The sequence below is a fragment of the Rhizorhabdus sp. genome, from assembly GCF_018006725.1.
Classification (GTDB): domain Bacteria; phylum Pseudomonadota; class Alphaproteobacteria; order Sphingomonadales; family Sphingomonadaceae; genus Rhizorhabdus.
This window is the reverse complement of record NZ_JAGMXV010000052.1, coordinates 1-24,437: the sequence shown is the minus strand read 5'-3', so window position 1 is coordinate 24,437 and position 24,437 is coordinate 1. Positions and strand designations below refer to the sequence as shown.

Below are 24,437 nucleotides of genomic sequence, written 5' to 3'. Positions count from 1 at the left end.
GCCGGCGAATGTCTCCGAGATCTTGACGCTGGGCCTCGCCGGCTTCGCGCTGTCGCGCTTCTCCGGCCTGTGGGTCGCGATGAAGACGATTGCCGAGGTGGTCGAGAGCGCCGCCAGCTTCGAGTTTCCCCATGCCTATCCGCTGTTCCATGCACCGGCGGATGTCGTGCCGCCGCATGGGCTCAACTGGGACCCGACGATCCAGTGGCCCGCCCAGCGCGCGGAGTATGAGCGGCGGATGATCGAGGAGCGGCTGCCGGCCGCCGTGGCGTGGGCGACCGCGAACCGGATCGACCGGACGATCTTCGCGAGCCCGGCGAAGCGGCTCTGCATCGTCACGGTCGGCAAGGCGCATCAGGACCTCATGCAGGCGCTGAACAATCTCGGCATCGGCGAGGATGAGGCGCAGGCGCTGGGCCTATCGATTTACAAGGTCGCGATGAGCTGGCCGCTTGCCACCGCGCCGCTGTTCGATCTGGCCGGAGACGCGGACGAGATTTTCGTCGTCGAGGAGAAGGGGCCGACCGTCGAGAACCAGATCAAGGCGGCGCTGTTCAACCGGGCGGGGCCGCGTCCGCGCGTCACGGGCAAGACCGATGCCGAGGGCAAGCCGCTGCTGCCAGTGGTGATGGAATTCGATCCGATGCTGGTCGCCCGCGCGCTGGTGTCGCGGATCGCCCATGACCCGATCGGCCTGCCGGCGCGGCTCGACGCGTTGCAGCAGCGCAAGGCGGGGGGCGAGGTGGTGCCCTTCCCGGCGCGCAAGCCCTTCTTCTGTTCGGGCTGCCCGCACAACAGTTCGACGAAGACGCCCGAGGGATCGATCTCCGGGGGCGGCATCGGCTGCCACGTCATGGCGCTGTCGGTGCCCAAGCTGAAGACCTCGACCTTCAGCCAGATGGGCGGCGAGGGGATGCAATGGGTCGGTGCCGCGCCCTTCTCCGAGACGAAGCACATCTTCCAGAATCTGGGGGACGGCACCTATCAGCATAGCGGCCTGCTCGCGATCCGCAGCGCGGTCGCGTCGAAGGCCAACATCACCTTCAAGATCCTCTATAATGACGCGGTCGCGATGACCGGCGGACAGCGGGCCGAGGGCGCGATCGATCCTGCGCGGATCGTCGCGCAGCTGAAGGCCGAGGGCGTGTCGCAAGTCCGCCTCGTCAGCGACGAACCCGCCAAATGGCGCGCGCTCGGCGGGGAGGCACTCATCGGCCACCGCGACGAGATGGACGCGATCCAGCGCGAGATGCGCGACATGCCCGGCGTCACCGCGATCGTCTATGAACAGACCTGCGCCGCCGAGAAGCGCCGCCGCCGCAAGCGGGGCGGCTTCCCCGATCCCGACCGCCGCCTGTTCATCAACCCGCGCGTCTGCGAGGGCTGCGGCGATTGCTCGGTCCAGTCGAACTGCATCGCGGTGCAGCCGCTGCAGACGCCACAGGGCACGAAGCGCCGGATCGACCAGTCGGCCTGCAACAAGGATTTCTCCTGCGTGAAGGGCTTCTGCCCCAGCTTCGTCGAGATCGACGGCCCGGTGCTGCGCCGCCCCGAAGCCGCGCGGATCGAGGCGATGGAGAGGGAGCGTTTCCCGACGCTTCCGACGCCTGTGATCCCTGCGCTCGACGGCGCGTTCAACGTCTATGTCGCCGGGATCGGCGGGCTGGGCGTGCTGACGGTCGGCGCGCTGCTCGGCATGTCGGCGCATCTCGACGGGCTGTCCTCGACCGTTCTCGACTTCACCGGCCTCGCCCAGAAAAACGGTGCGGTGGTCAGCCAGGTGCGGATTGCGCGTGGCGATATCCATGCCGTCCGGATCGGACAGGGCGATGCCGACCTCGTGCTCGGCACCGATGCCGTGGTCGCCAGCAGCCCCGATGCCCTGCGCAAATTCGCGGTCGGGCGCGGGGCGATCGTCCTCAACGCCGACGAGACCCCGACCGCCGACATGGTGCTCGACCGCGACGCCGCTCTGCCGACCGCGACCATGCTCGACCTGCTGATGAAGCGCGCGGGTGATCGCGGCTTCCTTATCAACGCGACGCGCATCGCCGAGGGGCTGTTCGGCAATAATGTCGCCGCCAACACGCTGATGGTGGGCTATGCTTGGCAGAAGGGGCTGCTGCCGATTTCGGCCGAGGCCTTCGCTGCGGCGATCGAGTCCAATGGCGCTGCAGTCGCGCTCAACAAGCGCGCCTTCGCCTGGGGTCGGCTGGCCGCAATCGATCTGGCGGCGGTCGAGCGCATGGCCGGCGTTGCCATCGAACCGGTAGCGATCGAGGACGCCGACGCCCTGATCGCCCGGCACAGCGCCGATCTGGTCGCCTATCAGGACGACGCCTATGCCGCGCGATATGCTGCGTTGCTCGATCGCGTCCGCGCCGCCGTCGCGGCGATGGGCGAGGCGGGGGAGCCGCTGCTGCGTGCGGTGGCGGCCAATGCCTATAAGCTGATGGCCTATAAGGACGAATATGAGGTCGCGCGGCTCTATGCCGAGCCGGCCTTCCGCGAGGCGCTGGCGGCGCAGTTCGCGTCGACGCGGCGGCTGTCCCTCTATCTCGCGCCGCCGCTGCTGTCGCGGGTCGACCCCGCCACGGGCCGCCCGGCCAAGCGCAAGTTCGGGCCGTGGATCTTCAAGGCAATGGCGATGCTGGCCAAGGGCAAGGCGTTGCGGGGCGGCTGGGCCGATCCCTTCGGGCGCACCGCCGAGCGCCGCGCCGAGCGCGCCTTGCGGGACGAGTATCTCGCGACGATCGAGATGCTGTGCGACCGGCTCGACCGGACTGCGCCCGATACCGCGCTGGCGCTGGTCGCACTGCCCGACATGGTGCGCGGCTATGGCCCGGTGAAGGAGGAGGCTATGGCGCGCTATGCGGAAGAGCGCGCTGCGCTGATCGCCCGGCTCGACGAGCAGCCCGACGCGCGGATCGCCGCCTGACCAGCGATCCGCCGGGCGCGCTGCGCAAAGCGCTTCCACCGCGCCCGATCAGGCTTTAAGGGCTTCGCGCAAATCCATCTTCAGGTGAACCATGGCAGATTCTGTGCAGTTCCAGACGATCCCGAACCCCAACCGGCTTTCCGACGATGCGCGGGCGCAGCTGATCGCGGAGCCGGGCTTCGGCAAGGTCTTCACCGATCACATGGTCACGATCGAATGGACCGAGGAAGCCGGCTGGCACGACGCCCGCGTCCGCGCGCGCGAGCCCTTCTCGATCGATCCGGCCAGCGCGGTGCTGCATTATGCGCAGGAGATCTTCGAGGGGATGAAGGCCTATCGCGGCAGCGATGGCGCGATCACCCTGTTCCGGCCCGAGGAAAATGCGCGGCGGTTCAACCAGTCCGCGCACCGCATGGCTATGCCCGAGCTGCCGGAGGCGTTGTTCCTCGAGGCGATCGAGCGTCTGGTCGCGATCGATGCGGCGTGGATCCCGGCGGGGGAGGGCAGTCTCTATCTGCGCCCCTTCATGTTCGCCAATGACGTGTTCCTGGGCGTGCGCCCGGCCAAGCGCTATGTCTTCTGCGTCATCGCATCGCCGGTGGGCGCCTATTTCAAGGGCGGCGCCAAGCCGATCAGCGTCTGGGTTTCGGACAATTACAGCCGCGCCGCTGCGGGCGGTACCGGGGCTGCCAAGTGCGGCGGCAACTATGCCGGAAGCCTGATCGCGCAGGCCGAGGCGATCGAACATGGCTGCGACCAGGTCGTCTTCCTCGATGCCGCCGAGCATCGCTGGGTCGAGGAACTGGGTGGCATGAACATCTTCTTCGTGTTCGACGACGGCACGGTGAAGACCCCGCCGCTCGGCACGATCCTGCCCGGCATCACCCGCGCCTCGGTGATCGCGCTCGCCCGCGACAAGGGAATTTCGGTCGAGGAGGCCCGCTATGGCTTCGACCAGTGGCAGGCAGATGCGCAGAGCGGCCGCCTGCGCGAGGTGTTCGTCTGCGGCACCGCCGCGACGATCGTCAGCGTCGGCCGCATCCTCCACAGCGGCGGCGAGTTCCTGATCGGCGGCGGCGAGGCCGGGGCGGTGACGCAGGACCTGCGCGACCGGCTGGTCGCGATCCAGCGCGGCGAAACCAACGACCAGTTCGGCTGGCGTCGCACGCTCTGAACGGTTGGCCGGGCGGCGCCTGAGCGCCGCCCGGCCCGTTTTGGTCAGACGCTGTAGTGGCCCTGCGCCCAGCCATTGGGCGCCGACGATAGCGGCATGATGCCGTCGCTCGATACCCAGCGGTGCGCCGCTTTGTCGAGCGGGTCGATCACCACCAGCTTGACCCAGCCATTGCCGAACAGGCGGCTGAGGATCGGCGTCTCCATGACGATCCGATCAACCCGGTCGAGCGGGGCGTGGACCACGGTCAGCAGCCGCTGCGGCACATGATAGGGGGTGCCATCGTCGTTGAAGAGCGACTGGCGCGGCAAGCCGACACACAGATCGCCCTCATTGCCCTGCAGGACGCCGAAGCCGCCGATGATGTTGTGCGTCGCCTTGTCGCCCGCGCCATAAGCGGCATTGTCGATCGTCGAGAAAAGATACTGGCAGTTGATCCACTGCGCGACGATCATCGGTGCCGTCAGGATCGTCTTCAGTGCCGATCCGTCCTGGTCCTGCCGCCAGTCATAGCTGTGCAGGAAGGCGCGCCCGTCGAGGTCGATGTCGCGGCTGATCGAGCGCGGACCGACGATGAAGGCGGCGTTGCGCGACAGGCCCCATTCGGGCCGCACCTCGCCCCAGTGCAAGGCGGCGGTGCGCTGCCCCTCGACCGTCCGGCCGAGGCGAGCGGCGCGCCAGCCGCAGGTCTCATTGGCCGCATCCTCGATGTCCATGCGCAGCAGCTCGAAATCCTCCTTGTGCGAGGCGGGGATGTTCCAGCTCTCGTAGAACAGGATCTCGTCGGTGCTGGTGTTGTGCTGGGCCGCGAGGAAATAGCTGTCCTCGGGGATCGTAATGCCCTCGGTCCGCAGGCGGCTGCGCACCCGCTCGTCGTTGAGGATTGCCGCCAGAGCGCGGGCGTTTGGTCCGCCCGAGCGACCGCCGCAGGCGCCGCAGTCGAGCGAGCCGACGAAGGCATTGTTCACCGCGCTGGCGCCATGGCCGACGAGCATCACGATGCGCCCGAGGGTCTCGGGCTTGAGGCCCGTCAGCGCAAACATGCCGCGCGCATAGTCGCACTTGTTCGCCAGCGTCATCCCATCGGCCGCGCTGTGATCGTGATCGTGATCGTGATCGTGATCGTGGCCTGCCATGCACGGACGCATCAGCGGATCGAGCGCTTCGCGGCCCGGCGGAACCAGCTTCTGCGCGAGTTTCGGGGCCCAGTTGCGGATCGCGAGCATGGCTGCCGCCAGCGGCCCGGCGGCCTCGGCGGTCGCGAAGCTGGTCATGACGCCCTGTTTGGCCGATCCTGCCAGGCTGTTGAGGCTGGTCGCGCCCCGGATGCGCTCGATCAGACGGTGCGCCTCGTCCTCGGCGCCGGCGACCGGGCGTGTTTCGACGTCATGCTGCGGTTCGAGCAGCACGGGCAGTTGCCGCTTGCGCCGGCTGTCGAGCGGCGAGCGCAGCGCGATCGGCAGTCCGAAGAAGCCGGCATAGCCAAGCGTCTCATAATCGCCGCGCCGTTCGATAGCCCGCCGCAGCGGTTCCGAGCGCACGTCGATGCAGAAGATCATCTGCGCTGCCGGTCGGCCCTTGCCTGCCTCGCTGGCACGAATGTGCCTGCGCAGGCCGGCAACGACCTGGCTTTCCAGCTGCCGCTCCGCGGTGGTCATGAAGAGATAGGCGAGATCGGCGTAGGACAGCCCCGCGATATGCCGCACGATCGCCCTGGCGTCGCCTTCCAGCCGGTCCAGCGTCAGGAGATCGATCGAGAAGTGGCGTGCGATATCGTCGCGCGCATCGTTGGCGAAGGCGGGCGCCGCCTTGGGCAGCGGATCCAGCCGGTCGATCAGCGTCCACAGGCCGAGCAGGTCGGTCAGCGTTGCCGGCGCCCCGCGCGAGACATCGGGGTCGGCCTTTTCGCTCCGCCACCTGATATGTCCGGCCCAGCCCGGCAGGCGGGTCAACATGGTGCGGAGCCAGTGGAGGCGTGCTTCCGAGTGGTCGGGCTGGTCGAGCAGGGCAAGGCGGATCGCCTCGATCGGATCGGACGGCATTGCGTCCACCAGCGCTTCGGCCTGTTGGCCTGCCAGCGCCGCGAAATCGGGATCGTCCAGCGCCATGTCGAGGATCGCGGCGTAAAGACCGCGCTCGCGGCCTGGCATCGGCATTGCCGCGACGCCCTGGTCGAAGAACACGGCGCACCATTTGGCGAGAAAGGCTTCGCCCGGACCCGAGTTGCGAGGGGCCTCGGCGTGCGGGTCGACGCGCTCGTCGATCTCCAGCAACCGGGCCGACAGAAGGTCGAGCGCATTGATGCCTGGCAGAACCTTGCGAAAGGCCATATCCGGGCCGCCCAGATGCTCCACAGCGATCTGCAGGAGCAGGACGCGATCGACCTTGCCTTGCTCGACCAGACGGCGCCATTTGGCGAGCGCCATCCCTGCGCGCGCACCGAACAGGCCGCCCGCGCGGCTGATCGCGTCGGCGAACGGAAGATCCTCGAAACCGGCGAGCGGATTGACCGCAATCGGACTTTCGAGTGGCCACAGTGGCGCCACGACCTGCGATGCGATCTGGACCAGATCATGGACGTCGCCGGTGGACAGCGTCTTCTGCTTGGGGCGTTCTTTCAGGATGAGCGACATGCGGGTTTCCTTGGAAAGAGAGGAGGAGCGGATCAGGCGCGGATCGCGCCGGCGTTGAGCAGGCGGACGTAGAGCCAGCGCGGCAGTTGCCGGGCCGCAGCCGAGGGCTTGAACTGCCACAGCAGCGCCAGCGAGAAGAGCAGCGCGAGGATCAGCTGGGCGCTGGCGGGCAGGATTGCCGGCGCACTGCGCTGGTAGAGGCTCTCGGCAGCGAACAGGCCGAGCATGTGGACGGCGATCAGCATCGCGACCATCGCGCCGGTTCCGGCGATCTGCCTGGTGCGGCCGCCGCTCTGCGGAAGCGTCAGGAAGGTGAGGATCGCGGTCGTCAGCGCGAAGGCCATCGGCAGGAACGCCGGTGCCTGCGGATCGACGATCCCGGCAGCGAAGCCTGCGCCCAGCACGAGGACGCTGACCCCCAGGGCTGCAAGGACCGGCGGGCGGACCCGCTCGACCTGCGGCGCGCGGATGGTCATGCCGGTGCCCAGGAACAGCCAGGCCTTGAACAGGCCGTGGGCGACGATGTGCCACAGGGCGGCGGCATAGGCGCCGAGGCCGCAGGTCAGGATCATGAAGCTCATCTGCGACACGGTCGAGCCGGCGAGCGACCGCTTGATGTCCGGGCGGACGATCATAACGCCGATGCCGTAGAGTGCGCCGATCGCACCGATGCCGACCAGCGAGAGGCGGATAACCGGGGCCGCTTCGAGCAGTGGCGCAAAGCGCAGCAGCAGGAAGCCGCCGGCGTTGACCATGCCTGCATGCATCAGTGCGGACACCGGGGTAGGTGCGGTCATAGATGCGAGCAGCCAGCGCGACAGCGGCGGGATGGCGCAGCGGGCGAGGGCGGCGACCGCCAGCAGGGCTGCGGCCAGTTCTGCCGAGAAGCTGGGCATCTGCGACACCCGGGCGACGATTTCGGCGATCGACGCCGTGCCGAAGCGCCAGCTCAGCAGGCCAAGGCCGAGGACCAAGGCGGCGTCGGTCGCCATGAAGCAGTCGGCGGCGAGGCGTGCCGACCGCCGGGCGGAGGACCAGCCCTGCACATGACCGATCAGCCTGGCGAGGAAGACGCCGCTGGCGATCCAGCCGGCGGCAAATATCAGGACATGGTTGGTGGTGAGGAAGGCGGTAGTCGCGCTAAGCAGTCCGACCATGTTACCGAAATAGCGCGAAGCGTCCGATGCCCGCATGTGGCGGCGCGAATAGGTAACGATCGAGGCTGCGACGAGGAGCACGAGGGCCCCCATGGCCGCCGTCAGGCCGTCGAGCGCGAAGAGCGGAACGGCGTGGTCGACCACCGTCATGACGGCGAGAAGGAATAGGGCAGCGAGGATCAGAAGGGGCTGGGCCGGCGACTGTTTCTGGGCGGGGGCCGAGGCGGGCGTGGAACGCATGGGATGATGCTCCTTTCGCGGCCGATATGAGTTCTGGACCTGCATTGGTAAAATGAGTTATTGAAATCCCATTCATTGAGTATGGACATGGATGCTCGCAGATGTTCAGAAATCTCGATCTCGACCTCCTCCGCTGTTTCGTCACCATCGCCGATGCCGGCAGCTTCACCCGCGCCGGAGAGCGGCTGGGACGGACGCAATCTACGATCAGCCTGCAGGTGAAGCGGTTGGAGGATCTGCTCGGCCGCAGCCTGATTCGTCGCACGTCGCGCTCGCTGCAACTGACGTCGGAGGGGCAGCGATTGCTCGGCACCGCGCGCAAGCTGCTGCTGCTCAACGACAAGGCGGTGGCCGAGATTTTCGAACCCGACATCGCAGGAGCGGTTCGGCTGGGGGTGCCGGAGGATTTCGCAACGGCACATCTGCCGGCCGTGCTGGCGCAATTCACCGAGGCGCATCCGCTGGTCGAACTGGAAGTCACCTGCGATCTGACGCTCAATCTGCTCGAGCGCTTTCACAGCGGGGCTTTCGATCTGGTGCTGGTGAAGCGCGAGCCGACGCTCGCTACCACGACGGTCGGCGGTATGCGGGTGTGGCGTGAGCCGCTTGTTTGGGTCGCGCGCGACCGCAGTGCGGCGGACGGCAAGGAGACGCTGCCGCTGATCGTGTCGCCCCAGCCCTGCGTCTATCGCAAGCGTGCGATCGATGCGCTGGAGGCGCAGGGGCGACCCTGGCGGATCGCCTATACCTCGACCAGCCTCGCCGGCGCCCAAGCGGCGGTCCGCGCCGGGCTGGGCGTGACGGTGCTGCCGCGCGAGATGGTGCCCGACACGTTGCTGCCTGTGGGGCCGGAGGCAGGCCTGCCCGCCTTGGCCGATACCGAGATCGCATTGCTGGAAGCAGCCGGCATCTCCGACACCGCGCATAAGCTGAGCCAGCATATCGTCGAAGCGCTGGAGCGCGGCGCCTGAACAGGGGTTTTTGACACACCATTGGTATTCCCAATGTTATTGATGAGACCATTTCATTTTGACATGGTTGCGCTTTTGTCTAGCGGGCAGGCTGGAGGCAGCCATGGACATTGCGGGCCGAACGGCGGTCATCGTCACCATGCACGGCAAGGAAGGCCTGATCGCGGCAGGGCTTGCCGGCAGCGGGTTGCGCTTCCTTTCGCCGCCTGAAATCGACACCGACCGCTTCGGCACGTTCAGCGGCGAAATCCCGAGGGCAGGGTCGCAGCTGGACGCGCTGCTCGCCAAGGCACGGGCGGGATTGGATGCGGCTCCGCACGCTGATTTCGCGCTCGCCAGCGAGGGCGCCTTCGGCCCGCACCCCGCTTATGGCTTCGTACCTGGTGGCCGGGAGATGGTCGTCCTGCTCTGCCGGGCGAGCGGCCTGCACGTCATCGGCGAAGATCTGACGCTCGATACCAATTTCGCAAGCTGCGAAGCCCATGTAGCGACCGAAGTGCGGGAGTTTGCGGAGCGTATCGGCTTCCCCGACCATGGCCTGTTGCTCGCCCCGCCGGGGGGCAGCGGACCCTTTGCAAAGGATATCGACGGCTTCGATGCGTTGGGTGCGACGGCGGCAGCCCTGCTGGCGGAGCATGGCGCCGTGCATCTTCGCACCGACATGCGCGCACATCGAAATCCCAGGCGTCGGCGCTCGATTGCGCGCGCCGTCTCCGATCTTGCGCTTCGGCTCGACCAGCGCTGCCCCGATTGCGCTTTTCCCGACTGGCGGGGCGTTCCAAGGGCCGGCCGGCCCTGCAGCTGGTGCGGGACGGCGACACTCGACAGCGTCGACCGGCTCTATCGCTGCCGAAATTGCGGGCTCGAACGCGTCGAGCCAATCGACCCCGATCGGACAGCCGATCCCGCTCATTGTCCGGTCTGCAATCCGTGAAATGCGACTAAAGATGTGCGCTTTGGTCTATCGCCGTGAGCGGAATTCCAGCATGGTCACAGCTTGTTAATGGCCGCATGCGATGGCCGGCGCAGGTTCGCATCATCATGTCCACGCTTCCAGACGTCGAAACGCTGCGTCTTTGCAGCATGCTCGCCTCGACCGCGTTCGGGCTGGCCTTCGCCCTGCTGTGGTGGCGCGACCGTGGCGCTGGCCACATGCTCTACTGGGCGGCCAGTTCCTTTCTCTATGCGCTGACCATCATCGGGTTCGGCATAGCGGGACAAGAAGCGTTCGGGCTGACAAGTCTTCTGTTCGCCGGTCTCGTTCTTTCCAATGTGCTGGGCGTGAGCGGTGTGCTCAGCCTGGAGGGGCGCAGCCCGTTCCGACCGTGGATGATCATTCCGCTGGTAGCCGCGCCCATCCTCCACGGCCTGCCGCGCCTTGCTGTCGCGACGGGGCATCTCCCGCCGGGCAGCGTGCTGCCCCAGGTCGGCGACGCCGTGGGCCTGTCGCTGTCGATGGCCCTGGTCGGCTGTGCCTTTCTGTTCGGACGGACGGCCTATCGCACCGCAGGTCACCGGATCGTCGGCTGCGCCCAGCTCGCCTATGTCCCGGCTTATGCACTGTCCGTGGCGGGAGAGTTCGGAGCGTTGCACGGCATCGAACTGCTCGCCCTTCTCGGAATGCTGTCCGATCAGTTGCTGCTCGGCATATTGAACATGGGTCTGCTGTCGATCCCGATCGAGCGTGCACAGCGCGATTTGCGGCAGGTGGCGTTGCGTGACGCGCTCACAGGCGCTTGGAACAGGGCAGGGCTACGCGAGCAGATGGTCCGGTTGATCGAGCCTGGGGCATCGGTGCTCGTTCTCGACATCGACCATTTCAAGGCGATCAACGACCGCCACGGCCATGCCGCCGGAGATGCGATTCTCGCGCTGATCGGGCGGGAAGCAGCGGTGTTCGCGCTGGAGAAAGGTGGCGAACTGGCCCGGCTGGGCGGGGACGAATTCGCCATATTGCTGCCGGCCGCCTGCGACGACGCGCTGGGATTTGCCGAAGGGTTGCGCGCGCAGCTGTCTCGCAAGACGGCGATCGCGCACGACTGGAGCGTCAGCATGGGGCTTGCGGCAGTTCAGCTGGGCGAGAGCGACTTCGACGCCGCGCTGCACCGCGCCGACATTTCGCTCTACCGGGCCAAGGCGCATGGGCGGGGGCGGGTAGCGGCCTGAGCCGCCGCCCCGCCGCCCGGCAGGATCAAAAGTCGCGGCGGCGCTTCTGCGGTCCGCCGGCCATCGGCAGCTTGTCCTCGTCGACCAGCGCACCGGCCTTGATCACCACGACGATCGCCTTGGCATTGTTGATGTCGGCGGTGGGGTCGGCGCTCAGCAATACAGCGTCGGCGATCTTGCCGGGTGCGATCGAGCCGAGCTCGTCCTCGCGGCCCAGATGGCGGGCGCTGTTGAGCGTCGCCATGCGGATGATCTCGCCCGGCTTCACGCCAGCCGCCTGCATCAGCTCCATCTCGCGGTGGACGGCCGGACCTACCGACTGGTCGGTGCCGATCGCGATCACCCCGCCAGCCGCATCGATCCTGCGGAGGTTCTCCTGCGCGATCGGGGTCATCAGCTTCATCCACCAGGTCCAGCTGCGCTCCTTCCATTCGGCGCGCGTCTTGGACTTCAGCTCGGCGATCTGCTGCTTGCTGTAGCTGGCCGCATAGAGCGGCTGGTCGAGATATTCGGGATGCTCGACCAGCCGGCTATACCCCTCGCCGATCGTCAGCGTGGTCGCCATCGGCGTCTTCTTCGCCCCCATCAGCCTGACGAAGCCGTCGCTGACGGGGCCCTGGATGACGGGGTGGGCGAGGCTGTCGACACCAGCATAGATCGCCTCGATCGCGCGCAATTCGCTCGACGTGTGCGCGGTCGTGCGGATGCCGCGCTCGTTATAATATTGGATGATGTTCTGCATCAGATCGAGCGGCAGCAGCGAGATCATCGGCCGCGAGCCCCAGCCATGTTCTTCCAGGGTGAGCTTGACGATGTCGGGCTTCTGTTCGGCGATGTGCTTGTCGAGCGCGGGCTTGGCCTGCGGCCAGCTGTCGACCTCGACGCCCATCGCCGAGCCGTGGCTGCCAGGATAGGTGACGAGATTTCCGGTCGCGAGGATACGCGGCGACAGGATCTTGCCCGCCCGCTCCTCGTCGCGCAGCGTCAGGATGAAGCGCGCGTCGTTGCCCGCGTCATAGACGGTGGTGACGCCCGAATAGAGGAAGCTGGCGAGCGCCTGGACGCCCTGGTCATGCTTCTTCTCGGGGTTGTACGGTCCGCCGAGATGGATGTGAACGTCCATGAGCCCCGGGATCATCCAGCGTCCTGTCGCATCGACCCGGCGCCCCTTCAGCTTTGCAGCCGCAACGGTCGGGGTGACGGCGATGAACTTGCCGTCGTCGATGGCGACGCTCATGTCTGGTTGCGGCGCGCCGCCGGTGCCATCGACGAGCGTGACATGGTCGAAGATGATCGCCTCGGCCTGTGCGATGGTGCCTGCGACGAGCATCGAGCCTGCGAACAGAAAGCCCCGGATAAGCGTCTTCATCGTCACAGCCCCGTCTCCCCGGCCTTGCCGTCCTTCTTGAAAATGATGCCGTCGCGCATGACGAAATCGACCGACAGCACCGCCCGGATATCGGTCAGCGGATCCCCTTCGAGCGCGATGATGTCGGCGGCGAGACCCGGCGCAATGCTGCCCCGATCATTGACGCCACCGGCCTTGGCTGCGTTCACCGTGCCGGTCTTCAGCGCCTCCATCGGCGTCATGCCCGCCTCGACATATTCGAGCATTTCGTACCCGTTGGTGCCGTGCGGCGCTATGCCATTGTCGGTGCCCAGCGCGATCGGCACGCCCAGGCGGATTGCGGCGCGCACCATCTTCTTGGGCTGGTCGCCGAGCTGGTAGAGCTTGGCGAGCGAGTTGGGCGCGAGATTCTTGAACGGCCCCTGCCGCACCTTTTCGGGCGTGTCGCCGACCCAACTGATCGGCCAGACGGTGGGGATCAGCCAGGTGCCCTTCTGCTTCATCAGCTTGAGGCTTTCCTCGTCGGCCCACATCGCATGCTCGATCGAGTCGTAACCGGCACGCACCGCCGCATCGATGCCGCTCTTGCCATGGGCGTGGGTGGTGACCTTGCGGCCCATGGCGTGGCCCGCATCGACGATCGCGCGCAGTTCCTCGTCGGTGAACTGCTGTCCGGTCCCCGCGTCGGATTCGTCGAGGACGCCGCCGGTCACATGAACCTTGATGACATCGGCGCCATATTTGATCGCGTTGCGGACGGCGCGGCGGCAGTCATCGGCACCATCGCACACGCCGGGACGGATCTGCGCCTCCATCAGGTCGCGGCGAAGGCCATGGGCGTCGGCATGGCCGTTGGTCGGGCTGATACCCTCACCGGCGGCGATGATCTTCGGTCCGGCGACGATCCCGTCGCGGATCGCGTCGCGCAGCGCGAACAGCGAGTCTCCGGGCGAACCGAGGTCGCGCACCGTGGTGAAGCCCGCCATCAGCGTCCGGTAGCCATTGGCATAGGCGTTGATCGCAAAATATTCGGGGCCTTCCTTGAGGCGGGTCATCGGGTTGCGTGCCGAGCCGCCCGAACTGAGATGGACGTGCATGTCCATGAAGCCGGGCAGGACGAAGCGGTCCTTGAGGTCGACCACGGCCGTGTCGGCAGGCAGCCCCAGTGCCGCAGCGTCGAGATAGCCGCTGCGTACCGCCAGGATCTTGCCGTCGCGCGTTACGACGGTCGCCTGTTCGACGACCTTCTCGCCGGGCACGGCCAGCAGCTTGCCCGCATGGAGGATCGTCGGCAGCGCCGCCGGAGCAGACGGATGGGCCGGCGTGCCGGGGACCGGTGTGGTTTCCGCAAGCGCGGGCGCGGCCCAGACCAGGCCCAGCGCGGCTGCACAGCCTAGAAATCTTTTCATTCCATCCCCCCTGTTCGGCGATGGGAAGAGGCTAACGCGATATTGCTGATAATGAAATATGAAAATACATATTAAAACGCTGTGGATCGGTCAGCGGCCGGTCAATCGATCCACTCGAAAAATTCGACGGTATAGCCTTCCGGGTCGCGGACCTTGAACTCGATCGTCAGGCCGTCGCAGCCGATGTGCAGGCCATGTCCGGTACCCGGAGCCTGATGCGCGAAAAGTCGCTGATGCCATTGCTGCAGTTCGCTCGTCTGGATCGACAGGATCGCGCCCTTGTTGCTGCCGACGATGGGCTGCTGGCTCCCGGCGCCGTCGCCGACGAGGGCCAGATGGCTGCTCGCATGAACGCGGAACAATGCGAGACCGTCGAGCCGCAGGATCTTCTCGAAGCCTATAACCTCCTCATACCAGCGCTCGGCCGCAGCGAGGTCGGCATAGTAGAACATGGTCAGGACGCCATCCACCTTGGGGATGGATGGCGGCGTGGGGCTGGCCGTCGACATGCAATCATCTAACGGCAAGAGCGCGCTCAATCATAGATGTCGATGTTGCTTTCGATGCGTCGCAATGTTTCGCGAAACAGATCGAGCGTCTCATCCGACAGGCCCTCCAGCGCGATCCGTTCATGCGCATAGGCCGACTGGCGGATGGAGGTGAAGGTCTCCGCTCCCTTGGGTGTCAGCGTGATGTCGATCATCCGCGAGTCTCCCGACGACACGCGTCGCTCCACCATGCCGTCCTTTTCCAACTGGACGACCACACGGCTGACGGTGGGCTGCTCCATCAGCGTCTGCTCGACGATACCGCTGATGCTCAGCGTGCCACTCGAATGGAGCACGCTCAGAATGCGCCATTGCGAGAGGTTGATGTCGAGCGCACGCATACGGCCCTGCAGGCGGACGTTCAGCCGATTTGTGACGCGGTAAAGCTGATATGGAAGATAATCGTCCAGCCAGCGGTCGCCCTTTTCCAGGTCGACGATCTTGTCCTCTCGATGTTCTTTGCTGCTCATACTGGATCGATCCCCAACTGATGCTTGCATCTAAAAGCCTGCCACCCGCGCACGCAACAAAATCTATATGCAAAAGGATATATTTTTGAATATAAGAAGATCGTTCGAGTGGGCAGAGGAGCGTGGGGCGCATGGCCGAAGCAGATAGCAACCACGCAGGCGGCGAGGTCTGGACCTCCAAGCTGGCCTTCGTTCTTGCAGCAGCAGCAGCGGCAATCGGGCTCGGCAGCCTGTGGCGCTTCCCCTATGTCGCCGGGGCGAACGGCGGTGGCGCCTTCGTCATCCTCTATATCGTCTTCGTGTTGCTGATCTGCGTCCCCCTGATGATTGCCGAAATGGCGATGGGCCGGCGGGGCCATGGCAGCGTGATCGGAACGATGGAACGGCTCGTGAAGGCCGAAGGCGCGTCACCAGCATGGCGGGCGATCGGCTGGCTGAGCCTCGCCATCCCTTTTTTCGGGCTGAGCTATTACAGCGTCGTGGCGGGCTGGGGCGTGGACTATGCGCGGCTCGCGATCGTCCAGGGTTTTGGCGGGCTCGATGCAGCGGGTTCTAGGGCCGTGTTCGAGGGGGCGATCGGCTCGCCGGGTCGTCAGGCCTTTCTGCAGTTTGCGTTCATCGCCGCCGTGGCGGTCGTGGTGGCACTCGGCGTGCGGCGCGGCATCGAGGTGGTGTCGAAGGTCAAGATGGTCGCGCTGTTCGTCGTCCTGATCGGCCTCGTCGGCTACAACGCCGTCACGATCGGGCTCAGCCCCGCGCTGCGTTTCCTCTTCTACCCCGATTTCTCGGCGATGACCGGCACCGGCGTCCTCACCGCTCTGGGCCAGGCGCTCTTCTCCACCGCTATCGGGGTCGGCGTACTGATGACCTATGCCGCCTATCTGCCGCGCGGCGTTTCGTTGCCGCAATCGGCGATGATCGTCTCGGGCTCGGTGATCTTCATCGCGATGATGGCGGGGCTCGCCATCTTCCCGGCGGTGCTGTTCTATGGCCTTGCGCCGACCGAGGGCCCCAATCTGATCTTCGTCACCCTCCCGGTCGCCTTTGGCGGCATGCCGGGCGGGCGCCTCGTCAGTATCGCCTTCTTCGGTCTGATCGCGCTAGGCGCTTTTACGACGGCGGTCGGCATGCTCGAACCGGTGGTCGCCTGGCTGATGGAGCGGACCGGCTGGAAACGAGCCCCTGTGGCCCTCGGCACGGCTTTGGCGATCTATGCGGTCGGCTTGCCGTCGTTGCTGTCGTTCAACCTGCTCAAGGACGTTCATCCGTTGAACGCCCTGCCACCCTTCGCAGGCAAGACCTTCTTCGAGATACTCGACTTCGGCATCGCCGATCTGCTGCTGCCGCTCAACGCGCTGCTGATCGCGGTCTTCGCCGGCTGGGCGATCCGCCGGACGATGACGCCCGAGGTGACCGATCTCAAGGATGGCGGGTTTCGGCTGTGGCACGTCCTGCTCGCCTTCGTTTCGCCTGCTGCGATCATCGGCCTGATGATCCACATTCTCGCCTGATCCTCTTGGTTCTGTTGGAGTTGCCGTCGTGTCTCTTCTTCCCGATCTGAAAGCCGTCCGGGCGCAGTTCGCCTCCCTGCCGGAACTCGCCTATTTCAGCAGCGGCTCCTACGGCCTGCTTGCCGACGGCGTGCGCGCGGCCTTCAACCGCTATCTCGACGACCGGGTGGCGAAGGGCGCCGACTGGGGCGGCTGGGTCGAACGGCTGGAATTGGTCAGGGAGCAGATGGCGCGTGTCTTCGCAGTCGACCCCGACGAGATCGCGATCACCGGATCGGCCTCGGCCGGGATCAACGCGATTGCGAGTGCGCTGGACTTCAGCGGTGAGCGCAACCGGATCGTCCTGTCGAACTTCGAATTTCCGACCGGTGCACAGATCTGGCACGGCCAGGAACAGGCAGGGGCGGAGGTCGTTCATGTCGCCGAAACCGGCCAGGGCATCGTCGATATCGAGGGTTTTCGTACCGCGATCGACGAGCGTACCGCGATCGTCGCGCTGTCCCATGTCTGCTATCGGCATGGCGGGCGGCTGCCCGATGCCGATATCCGGGAGATTTGCCGGATCGCCCATGATGCGGGCGCCATTGTTCTGCTCGACTGCTACCAGTCGGTCGGGTCGCAGCCGATCGACCCGCGAAGCCTGGGTGTCGATCTGGCGGTTGGCGGCATGCTAAAATATCTGCTGGGGACTGCCGGGATCGGCTTCCTCTATGTTCGCCGGGACCTGATCGAGACGCTGTCCCCCCGAAACAGTGGCTGGTTCGCCCAGGTCGATCCGGGAGCGATGGACATCTTCGCCAACCGGCCGAGCCCTACGGCACGCCGGTTCGAGGCCGGCACTCCGCCGGTGCCGAGCCTCTACGGCACGCAGGCGGGGCTTGATATCGTTCTGGGCATCGGCCTCGATGCAATCGGAGCGCATGTGCGCAGCATCACCCGTCATGCGATCACCCGGCTGGCCGCCGAGCAGATTGCGATCTTCACGCCCGATGACGATGAACGGCGGGGGCCGCTGCTCGCGCTTCCGTCGCGCGACGATGCGGCGCTGGTGGCGGCACTCGCCGAGGACAAGGTGATTACCTCGTGCCGCGACGGGAAGATCCGCGCCGGGTTTCACTTCTACAATGACGAAGACGATGTGGAGCGACTGGTGGCGGCTCTTGCAAAACGCCGAGAGCTGCTGGGCTGAGAGCCCGCCGAACGGCAAGAGGGGGGCAGATGCCCCCCCTCGGCTGCGATCAGTAGTTCACCCCCGGATTGTCGCCGGGATGAATGATGCCGACAACGTCCATCCCCTCCGGCGCGGTGCATTCGAGCGAGTGGAGATGCTTGCGAGGGAAGAAGATTACGTCTCCCGCAGCCACGCGCGCTGCACTGGTCTCGTTCCAGATGATACCATGGCCCGACATGATGATCAGCGCTTCCTCGTAGAGGTGGCGGTGCATCTCGGCGCGGGACGTCGGAATATGGCCGATGAACTGCGCGGCGGTGGTCGATCCGATGCGCTTGTCGACGAGCATCTGGAACCAGCGCGGTCCCATCGCCGTCCGGTTTGCCTCGTCGATCGCGACCATCCGGTCGGGCCAGGCATCGTCGAAAAGCCCCGGCAATTCGGAGGGCGTGTCGAGTTCTTCGACCGCAGGGCAGGCAGAGATATAGGCGATCACCGGCGTCGTCGCGGTCAGGCGGAACGCCTCTCCATTGCGCACATAGACGCCGCAGGGCGATTGCAAGGCAAAGGAGCGATTGCCGATCTCGATCGTCCCTTGGCCGGTCGTCACCCACAATATGGCGTCGGTGCCGCTCGCCTGAAGCACCGGCGACGAGCCGTCGCGGAGTGACAGGTGGAATTGCGACTGATGCTCGGCGCCGGTCGACGGGGCGACCAGCTTGCGCAGGCGATAGCGTTCTTCTCCTGCATCGCCGGGCGAGATGACGAAGCAGCGACCGTCGACCCGGGCAATGCCTTCGGCATCCGGCTCGACGATGGCCGGACGCGGCGCGTCGGCGTCCGCTCCTGCATCCTTGTAGCCGCCGGGGAGGTTGCTGTGCGCGCCGTCGCAAAAGGGGGCAGTGGCCGTGTGCTTGCAGCCGCAGAAGAGCACTTCCTCGCCATCGCGCTGAGCGGTGTAGCGAACCGGCTCCAGACCGGTGCCTTCATGCGAGCGACCGTCGCACAAAGGCTGACGCTTCGACCGGCCGCAGGAACACCAGAGATAGGTCCGGCCGGCGGTGAGTTCCTTGTAATAGGGTTTGCGGCTCGCAATCAGCGGGCAGGTCGTGGCGCAATCATGCTCGGTCATGTCTGGTCTCGAATGGGGAGAGAAGCGCGCTCCTCTCCCCTTGGGTCTATCAAAAGCTCTTCGTTATCTCGAAGCCGATCGTCCGCGGACGGTTGGTGATCTTGGTCGTCGGCACGAAGGCTGCTGCCGCCAGGAACACGTCCCCCTGTACGTCGAACACATTGTTCAGGAACAGCGCGAAGCCCAGCCCGTCGTCGCGGTTGTCGGCGCCGATGCGCAGGTTCACGATGCTGAAGGCATCCTGCTGGCGATAGGTGCTTGCGGTCGGGCGGAGTTCGGTGCCGGACTTGCCCTTGTAGCTATATTCGCCGCGCAGCCAGCCATTCCAGCCATCGACCGGCAGGTCCATATTGTACTGGCCCGAGAAGGTCGCGGTGAGCGCCGGGATGCGCGGGATTTTGTCGCCCTTGCGTCCAGCGGCGGCGATGCTGTTGCTGATCTGGTCCTCGGTCAGTTCGCGCTTCGGCAGCCAGTTCAGGCCGGCCAGCAGCTCTAGCCCGTCCATCGGACGCGTCTGCACTTCGACTTCGAGGCCCTGGATGCGCGCCGCACCCGCATTGCCGATAAAGGCGAAGGAGTTGGTGGGATCGCGGCCGGACACCTGGATGTTGTTCCAGTCGATTTGATAGACCGCCGCGTTGAACACGAGACGACGGTTAAACCAGGTCGACTTGAATCCGAGTTCGTAATTCCACAGCGAGTCCGATTCATAGCCGTCGGGGATGACCACTGCCGCCGACTGGTTGGTGCCACCGAGGCGGAACCCCTTCGACGCGAGCGCATAGACCGACACGTCCTCGGAAGGCTTGAACGAGATCTGCGCCTTCGGAATATACTGATCTTCGGTAAAGCGACGGTTGTACGGCGCCGGCAGCGTGCTGCCGAAGGTGGGGAACTGAAACAGGGTAGTACCGAAGTCCGTCTGTTTCGCCTCGAACCAGCGCAGGCCGCCCATCAGTTCCAAGCTGTCGGTGATGTCGAAGGTCGCTTCGCCGAAGACTGCTTTTTCCTTGATGCCGCGCGTGTTCACGCGGGCGAAGGCGCAGGGATTACAGCCGGCAATGCCGGCACCCACCGCCGTCGAGAAACCGGTCGGCGGCGTGCTGGCGACGATGATGTCGCCATTGGCGTCGACCAGCGGCGAGAAGCTGCGGAAATTTGACTGGCGGTCGCGATAGAAAACGCCTGCGACCCACTGGAACGGGCCGTCGCCGGTCGAGTTCAGACGCGCCTCGAAGGTTTTCTGGTTGAGATCCTGTGTCTGGTCGGTCAGCTGCGGGATCAGGTCGGGGCGGGTGCAGGGCCGCCCATTGGGGCAGGTTTCGCCTGCCGGACCGACGCCCAGCGACCAGACGAAATTGTCACGGTAGAACTGGAGCTTGCGCTTGTAGATCGAGCCGGTGACCGTCAGCGAGGCAAAGCCGAGATCGCCAGTTCCGCTCAGCGAGTAGATCTGCTGCCGGTCCGGGCGTGGCGACTTGACGTAGCTGCCCGAATTATACTGTCCGGTCTGGAAGTAGGCGAAGCGGGGGACGAGGTCGTTCCAGCCCGGATCGCTGCTGTTGCCGCGCTCGCGGAAGCTGTCGAACGGGCTATATTCGCTGGCGCCCTTCGTGTTGCGGCGCTGATACCAGGCCATGGCGTCGATCTCGATGCCCGGCGCGGGCTCCCAGCGCAGGATGCCGCGCACGCCCGAGGTCGCGTCCGAGTTGATGTCCTTGAGGCCGAGCCGGACATTGTCCACATAGCCCGGGGTGCGGTCATAATAGCCGACGACGCGGATGCCGAGCGTGTTCTCGACGATCGGCATGTTGATCATGCCGTAGATGTTGGCGCCCTCGTCACCGCCCGAAACCATGTTTGCGCCGGCCCGGACCGATCCCTCGACTGCATTCAGCTTGGGCTTGTTGGTGATGAAGCGGACGGCGCCGGTCTGTGAGTTGGCGCCGAAGGTGGTGCTCTGCGGGCCCTTGAGCACTTCGATCCGCGACATGTCGTAGACCTGCAGATCGCCGATCTGCGAGCCGCTGTCGCCGCTCGAGCTCTGGATGCCGGGGACAGGCACTTCGTCATAATAGACTGCGACCTGTTCCTGGCCCGCGGACTGGATGCCGCGCAGCGTGTAGCGCTTCAGGCCGGGGCCCTGATCGGTGAAGGTCAGGCCGGGGACGGTGTATGCGAAGCTCTCGAAATTGGTGACGCCGCGCCGTTCCAGTTCAGCCGATCCGATCGCGGTGATCGAGGCGGGAATGTCCTGAAGCCGCTCCTCGCCGCGCTTGCGGGCGGTTACCACGATGTCGGAGCTGAGTGTATCGGCGGCTGGCGTGCTCTGCGCCCAAACCGGTGTGGCCGTTGTCGCGATCGCGAACAGCGACGCGGTGGATACCAAAATCCCGATCTTCCCGTTCATTCCAACCCCCTTCGTTGCAGGATGTTTCGAGCCAAGCTCCCGTCAAACTCATATTCGTTTTCATATATGTATGTTTGATTTAAGCTTGAAGCAAGCGGAATGCACCAATGCCCGCAGGGCTAATTGCCGCCGGGGGTGCCGGTTGAAGAAAATGGCGGCCCTGCTAGAGCGCTGGGCGTTCGCCCCGCCCCGAAAAACTGGAGTCATCCGCCGTGGAAGAGACGCTTCGCCGCGCCGCCCTCGATTATCACCGCTATCCCCAGCCGGGTAAGATGCGGATCGAGCCGACCAAGCGGATGGTGAACCAGCGTGACCTGGCGCTAGCCTATTCACCCGGCGTGGCGGCGCCCTGTGAGGAGATCGCTGCCGATCCGGACAAGGCGCTCGATTACACCGCGCGCGGCAATCTCGTCGCGGTGATCTCCAACGGGACGGCCGTACTCGGCCTCGGCGCGATCGGGGCGTTGGCGTCGAAGCCGGTGATGGAGGGCAAGGCTGTCCTCTTCAAGAAGTTCGCCGATATCGATGTGTTCGACATCGAAGTCGACACGACCGACCCCGAACGCTTCGTAGAGGCGGTGGCGCTGCTGGAGCCGACCTTCGGCGGGATCAACCTCGAGGACATCCGCGCCCCCGAATGCTTCGAGATCGAGGCCGCGCTCAAGAAGCGGATGAACATCCCGGTCTTCCACGACGACCAGCATGGCACGGCCATCGTCGTGGCGGCCGCCGTTCGCAACGCGCTCGTTCTGCAGAATATCGGTTTGGCGGAGGCCCGGCTGGTGACGTCGGGCGCCGGTGCCGCCGCTTTGGCCTGCGTCGACCTGCTCGTCTCGATGGGGCTTCCGGTCGAGAATGTGACGCTCACCGACAAGGATGGTGTGGTTCATGCGGGGCGGCAGGGCATGGCGCCGAACATGGCGCGCTATGCGCGCAATACCGACGCACGGACGCTGCCCGAGGTGCTCCCGGGAGCCAATGTCTTTCTCGGTCTGTCGGCGCCGGGCGTGCTGAAGCCCGAATGGCTGCCGCTGTTGTCGGAACGGCCGCTGATCTTCGCGCTGGCCAATCCCGAGCCGGAGATCCTGCCCGAGATAGCCCGCGCGGCGCGGCCCGATGCCATCGTGGCGACCGGCCGGTCGGACTATCCCAACCAGGTCAACAACGTCCTGTGCTTCCCCTATATCTTCCGGGGGGCGCTCGACGTCGGTGCGACCACGATCAACGAGGACATGAAGGTCGCGGCGGCCGAAGCGATTGCCGCGCTCGCCCGCCTGCCTGCGCATGAGAGCGTGGCGCAGGCCTATGGCGGCAGCAAGCTCAGCTTCGGGCCCGATTATATCATCCCGACGCCCTTCGATCCGCGTCTGATCGGCGAGATCGCACCCGCCGTCGCCCAGGCGGCGATCGCCTCCGGCGTGGCGCGCCGGCCGATCGACATCGAGACCTATCGTCGCTCGCTCCAGCAGCAGAGCGCGCGTTCAGGCCAATTGATGATGCCCGTCTTCGAGGCCGCGCGGGGCACCCATGCGCGCATGGCCTATGGCGAGGGCGAGGACGACCGCGTTCTGCGCGCGGTGCAGGACGCGCTCGACGAAGGGCTGGTCCGCCCAGTGATCGTCGCGCGTCGGCGCATCCTCGCGGAAAAGCTGCCGCAACTCGGCCTGCGCTTTGAACTCGACCGCGATGTCGAGGTGGTCGATCCGGAAACCGATCATGACAGGATCGAGCCGCTGGTCGAGGCTTATCGCCGCCTCGCGGCGCGGCGCGGTGTGCCATCGGCTGAGATCGTCCGACATGTCTATCGCCGACCGACCGTAACCGCCGCGATGCTGCTGCGCACCGGTCAGGTCGATGCGGCGTTGGTCGGGGGCAATTCGGAATATTGGGGGCAGGTCGAGCATGTGCTGCGCACGATCGAGCGCTCGGCCGACGCCCAGCGCGTCTATGCGCTGTCGGGCCTGATCCTTGACGCCGGTGTCCTGTTCCTGACCGACACGCACATGGTGCCTGACCCGAGCCCCGCACAAATCGCCGAGATGACGATTCTGGCGGAGCGTGCGGTGCGTCGCTTCGGCATCGAGCCGAAGGTCGCGCTGCTGTCGCACTCCAACTTCGGCGCCTCGCACAGCCCCAGCGCCCGCAAGATGCGCGAGGCGTTCAAGCTGGTGAGGGCCATGGCGCCCGACATGTCGGTCGACGGCGAAATGCACGCCGACGCGGCACTGTCGCAGCCGCTGCGCGAGCGGCTGATTCCCGATTCGCGCTTCGAAGGATCGGCGAACCTGCTCGTCATGCCCAATCTCGATGCCGCCAACATTACGCTTACCGCGCTTGCGGCCTCGTCGCGGTCGCCGACGGTGGGGCCGATGCTTATGGGCCTGGCACAGCCGATCCATGTGTTGACCCCAGGGGTCACGTCACGCGGCATATTGAACCTGACGGCTATCGCCGCTGCCGAGGTCGTGCAGCGGCGATAGGCGGGAATCAGGCGACCCGTTCGAGCTGGCGGGAGAGCTTGCCCGCCTGGCGCAGCGTCTCGCCGATCGCGGCAAGGCCGTCGGCGTCGACGTCGCGCAGCGGCAGGCGGACGCCGCCCAGCGGCTGACCGAGCAGCCGGAAGCCCGCCTTGAGCGCCGCCGGGCCGGAGCCGAAGCGGCCGACCAGGTCGGGGGTATACCATTGGTCGAGGATCAGCCGATCCTTTGCGCCGCACGCCCGTGCGGCATCGAGATCGCCCCGCCACAGATGATTGTAGAAATCGGGCTGGTCGCGGCCGAGGACGCCGCCGGCGCCCATGGTCCCGTCGCCGTCATGGGCATGAAGCAGCGTCAGGCCATGTTCGTCCATCGAGAATCCGAACACGCGAACCTTGTCGCGCAGCGCGAAGAAGGTCCGCACGAACTGGTCGAGCCGGCCGGTCGACTGCTTGATCGCGACGACGCCATCGAGGTCGGTGAGGCGGGCCAGCAATTCCGGCGACATGTCGATGCCCGTGCCCGGCGGCCAGTTGTAAACGCAGATCGGCAGGACATTGGCGTCCGACACCATCCGGTAGAAGCCGACGATCTCGTCGTCCGAGGGCCGGATATAAGGGGGAGGGGTCAGCAATATGCCGTCGAAGCCGCAAGCCTTGGCATGACGTGCGAGGTCTATGCT

17 protein-coding genes are annotated in these 24,437 nt (G+C 65.9%); 8 read left to right on the top strand and 9 right to left on the bottom strand.

Going from position 1 to position 24,437, the window contains the following annotated elements; translation table 11 throughout:
* Together KAY22_RS09775 and KAY22_RS09770 are read left to right on the top strand one after the other, a co-directional pair.
* Window positions 1–2,938 (top strand): indolepyruvate ferredoxin oxidoreductase family protein (locus KAY22_RS09775; protein ID WP_296622735.1); only part of this gene is annotated, 2,938 nt, incomplete at its 5' end.
* Window positions 2,939–3,029: 91 nt separating this feature from the next.
* The gene (locus tag KAY22_RS09770) at window positions 3,030–4,112 is read left to right on the top strand and encodes a branched-chain amino acid aminotransferase (RefSeq protein ID WP_296622733.1); all 1,083 of its coding nucleotides are present in this window, start codon (window positions 3,030–3,032) and stop codon (window positions 4,110–4,112) included.
* A 44-nt stretch (window positions 4,113–4,156) separates the two neighbouring features.
* On the opposite strand, the gene KAY22_RS09765 is transcribed toward KAY22_RS09770, so the two are convergent.
* Window positions 4,157–6,745, bottom strand: a complete 2,589-nt coding sequence (locus KAY22_RS09765) for a DUF2309 domain-containing protein (RefSeq protein WP_296622731.1) — start codon at window positions 6,743–6,745, stop codon at window positions 4,157–4,159.
* Window positions 6,746–6,777: 32 nt separating this feature from the next.
* Window positions 6,778–8,142, bottom strand: coding sequence for a proton-conducting transporter membrane subunit (locus KAY22_RS09760; RefSeq protein WP_296622729.1), 1,365 nt, complete (start codon window positions 8,140–8,142; stop codon window positions 6,778–6,780).
* Window positions 8,143–8,243: 101 nt separating this feature from the next.
* Here KAY22_RS09760 and KAY22_RS09755 point away from each other — a divergent pair, with 101 nt between their 5' ends.
* The 3 genes from KAY22_RS09755 to KAY22_RS09745 all read left to right on the top strand — a co-directional run bounded on the left by KAY22_RS09755 (window position 8,244) and on the right by KAY22_RS09745 (window position 11,279).
* Window positions 8,244–9,113 carry a LysR substrate-binding domain-containing protein gene (locus KAY22_RS09755; RefSeq protein ID WP_296622727.1) on the top strand — a complete coding sequence of 290 codons (870 nt, stop codon included), beginning with the start codon at window positions 8,244–8,246 and terminating at the stop codon, window positions 9,111–9,113.
* 103 nt (window positions 9,114–9,216) lie between these two features.
* Window positions 9,217–10,047, top strand: coding sequence for a DUF6671 family protein (locus tag KAY22_RS09750; protein ID WP_296622725.1), 831 nt, complete (start codon window positions 9,217–9,219; stop codon window positions 10,045–10,047).
* Window positions 10,048–10,154: 107 nt separating this feature from the next.
* Window positions 10,155–11,279, top strand: coding sequence for a GGDEF domain-containing protein (locus KAY22_RS09745; RefSeq protein ID WP_296622723.1), 1,125 nt, complete (start codon window positions 10,155–10,157; stop codon window positions 11,277–11,279).
* Window positions 11,280–11,304: 25 nt separating this feature from the next.
* On the opposite strand, the gene KAY22_RS09740 is transcribed toward KAY22_RS09745, so the two are convergent.
* The 4 genes from KAY22_RS09740 to KAY22_RS09725 all read right to left on the bottom strand — a co-directional run bounded on the left by KAY22_RS09740 (window position 11,305) and on the right by KAY22_RS09725 (window position 15,054).
* Window positions 11,305–12,648, bottom strand: a complete 1,344-nt coding sequence (locus tag KAY22_RS09740; protein ID WP_296622721.1) for an amidohydrolase family protein — start codon at window positions 12,646–12,648, stop codon at window positions 11,305–11,307.
* Window positions 12,649–12,650: 2 nt separating this feature from the next.
* Window positions 12,651–14,036 carry an amidohydrolase family protein gene (locus KAY22_RS09735; RefSeq protein ID WP_296622719.1) on the bottom strand — a complete coding sequence of 462 codons (1,386 nt, stop codon included), beginning with the start codon at window positions 14,034–14,036 and terminating at the stop codon, window positions 12,651–12,653.
* A gap of 101 nt (window positions 14,037–14,137) precedes the next feature.
* Complete coding sequence (locus KAY22_RS09730; RefSeq protein WP_296622717.1) at window positions 14,138–14,545, bottom strand: VOC family protein; 408 nt, start codon at window positions 14,543–14,545, stop codon at window positions 14,138–14,140.
* 26 nt (window positions 14,546–14,571) lie between these two features.
* Entirely contained in the window at window positions 14,572–15,054 is a 483-nt protein-coding gene (locus KAY22_RS09725) for a MarR family transcriptional regulator (protein WP_296622716.1), read from the bottom strand.
* Between the two features lie 131 nt (window positions 15,055–15,185).
* Between KAY22_RS09725 and KAY22_RS09720 the strand changes: the two genes are divergently transcribed.
* Both KAY22_RS09720 and KAY22_RS09715 read left to right on the top strand, forming a co-directional pair.
* On the top strand, window positions 15,186–16,565 hold the full coding sequence (locus KAY22_RS09720) for a sodium-dependent transporter (protein WP_296622714.1): 1,380 nt from the start codon (window positions 15,186–15,188) through the stop codon (window positions 16,563–16,565).
* Between the two features lie 28 nt (window positions 16,566–16,593).
* Entirely contained in the window at window positions 16,594–17,754 is a 1,161-nt protein-coding gene (locus KAY22_RS09715) for an aminotransferase class V-fold PLP-dependent enzyme (RefSeq protein ID WP_296622712.1), read from the top strand.
* Window positions 17,755–17,803: 49 nt separating this feature from the next.
* On the opposite strand, the gene KAY22_RS09710 is transcribed toward KAY22_RS09715, so the two are convergent.
* The gene (locus tag KAY22_RS09710) at window positions 17,804–18,868 is read right to left on the bottom strand and encodes a cupin domain-containing protein (protein WP_296622711.1); all 1,065 of its coding nucleotides are present in this window, start codon (window positions 18,866–18,868) and stop codon (window positions 17,804–17,806) included.
* A 49-nt stretch (window positions 18,869–18,917) separates the two neighbouring features.
* On the bottom strand, window positions 18,918–21,278 hold the full coding sequence (locus KAY22_RS09705) for a TonB-dependent receptor (protein WP_296622708.1): 2,361 nt from the start codon (window positions 21,276–21,278) through the stop codon (window positions 18,918–18,920).
* Between the two features lie 212 nt (window positions 21,279–21,490).
* Between KAY22_RS09705 and KAY22_RS09700 the strand changes: the two genes are divergently transcribed.
* On the top strand, window positions 21,491–23,758 hold the full coding sequence (locus KAY22_RS09700) for an NADP-dependent malic enzyme (protein ID WP_296622706.1): 2,268 nt from the start codon (window positions 21,491–21,493) through the stop codon (window positions 23,756–23,758).
* A gap of 7 nt (window positions 23,759–23,765) precedes the next feature.
* Here the strand turns inward: KAY22_RS09700 and KAY22_RS09695 are convergent.
* Window positions 23,766–24,437 (bottom strand): dihydrodipicolinate synthase family protein (locus KAY22_RS09695; RefSeq protein WP_296622704.1); only part of this gene is annotated, 672 nt, incomplete at its 5' end.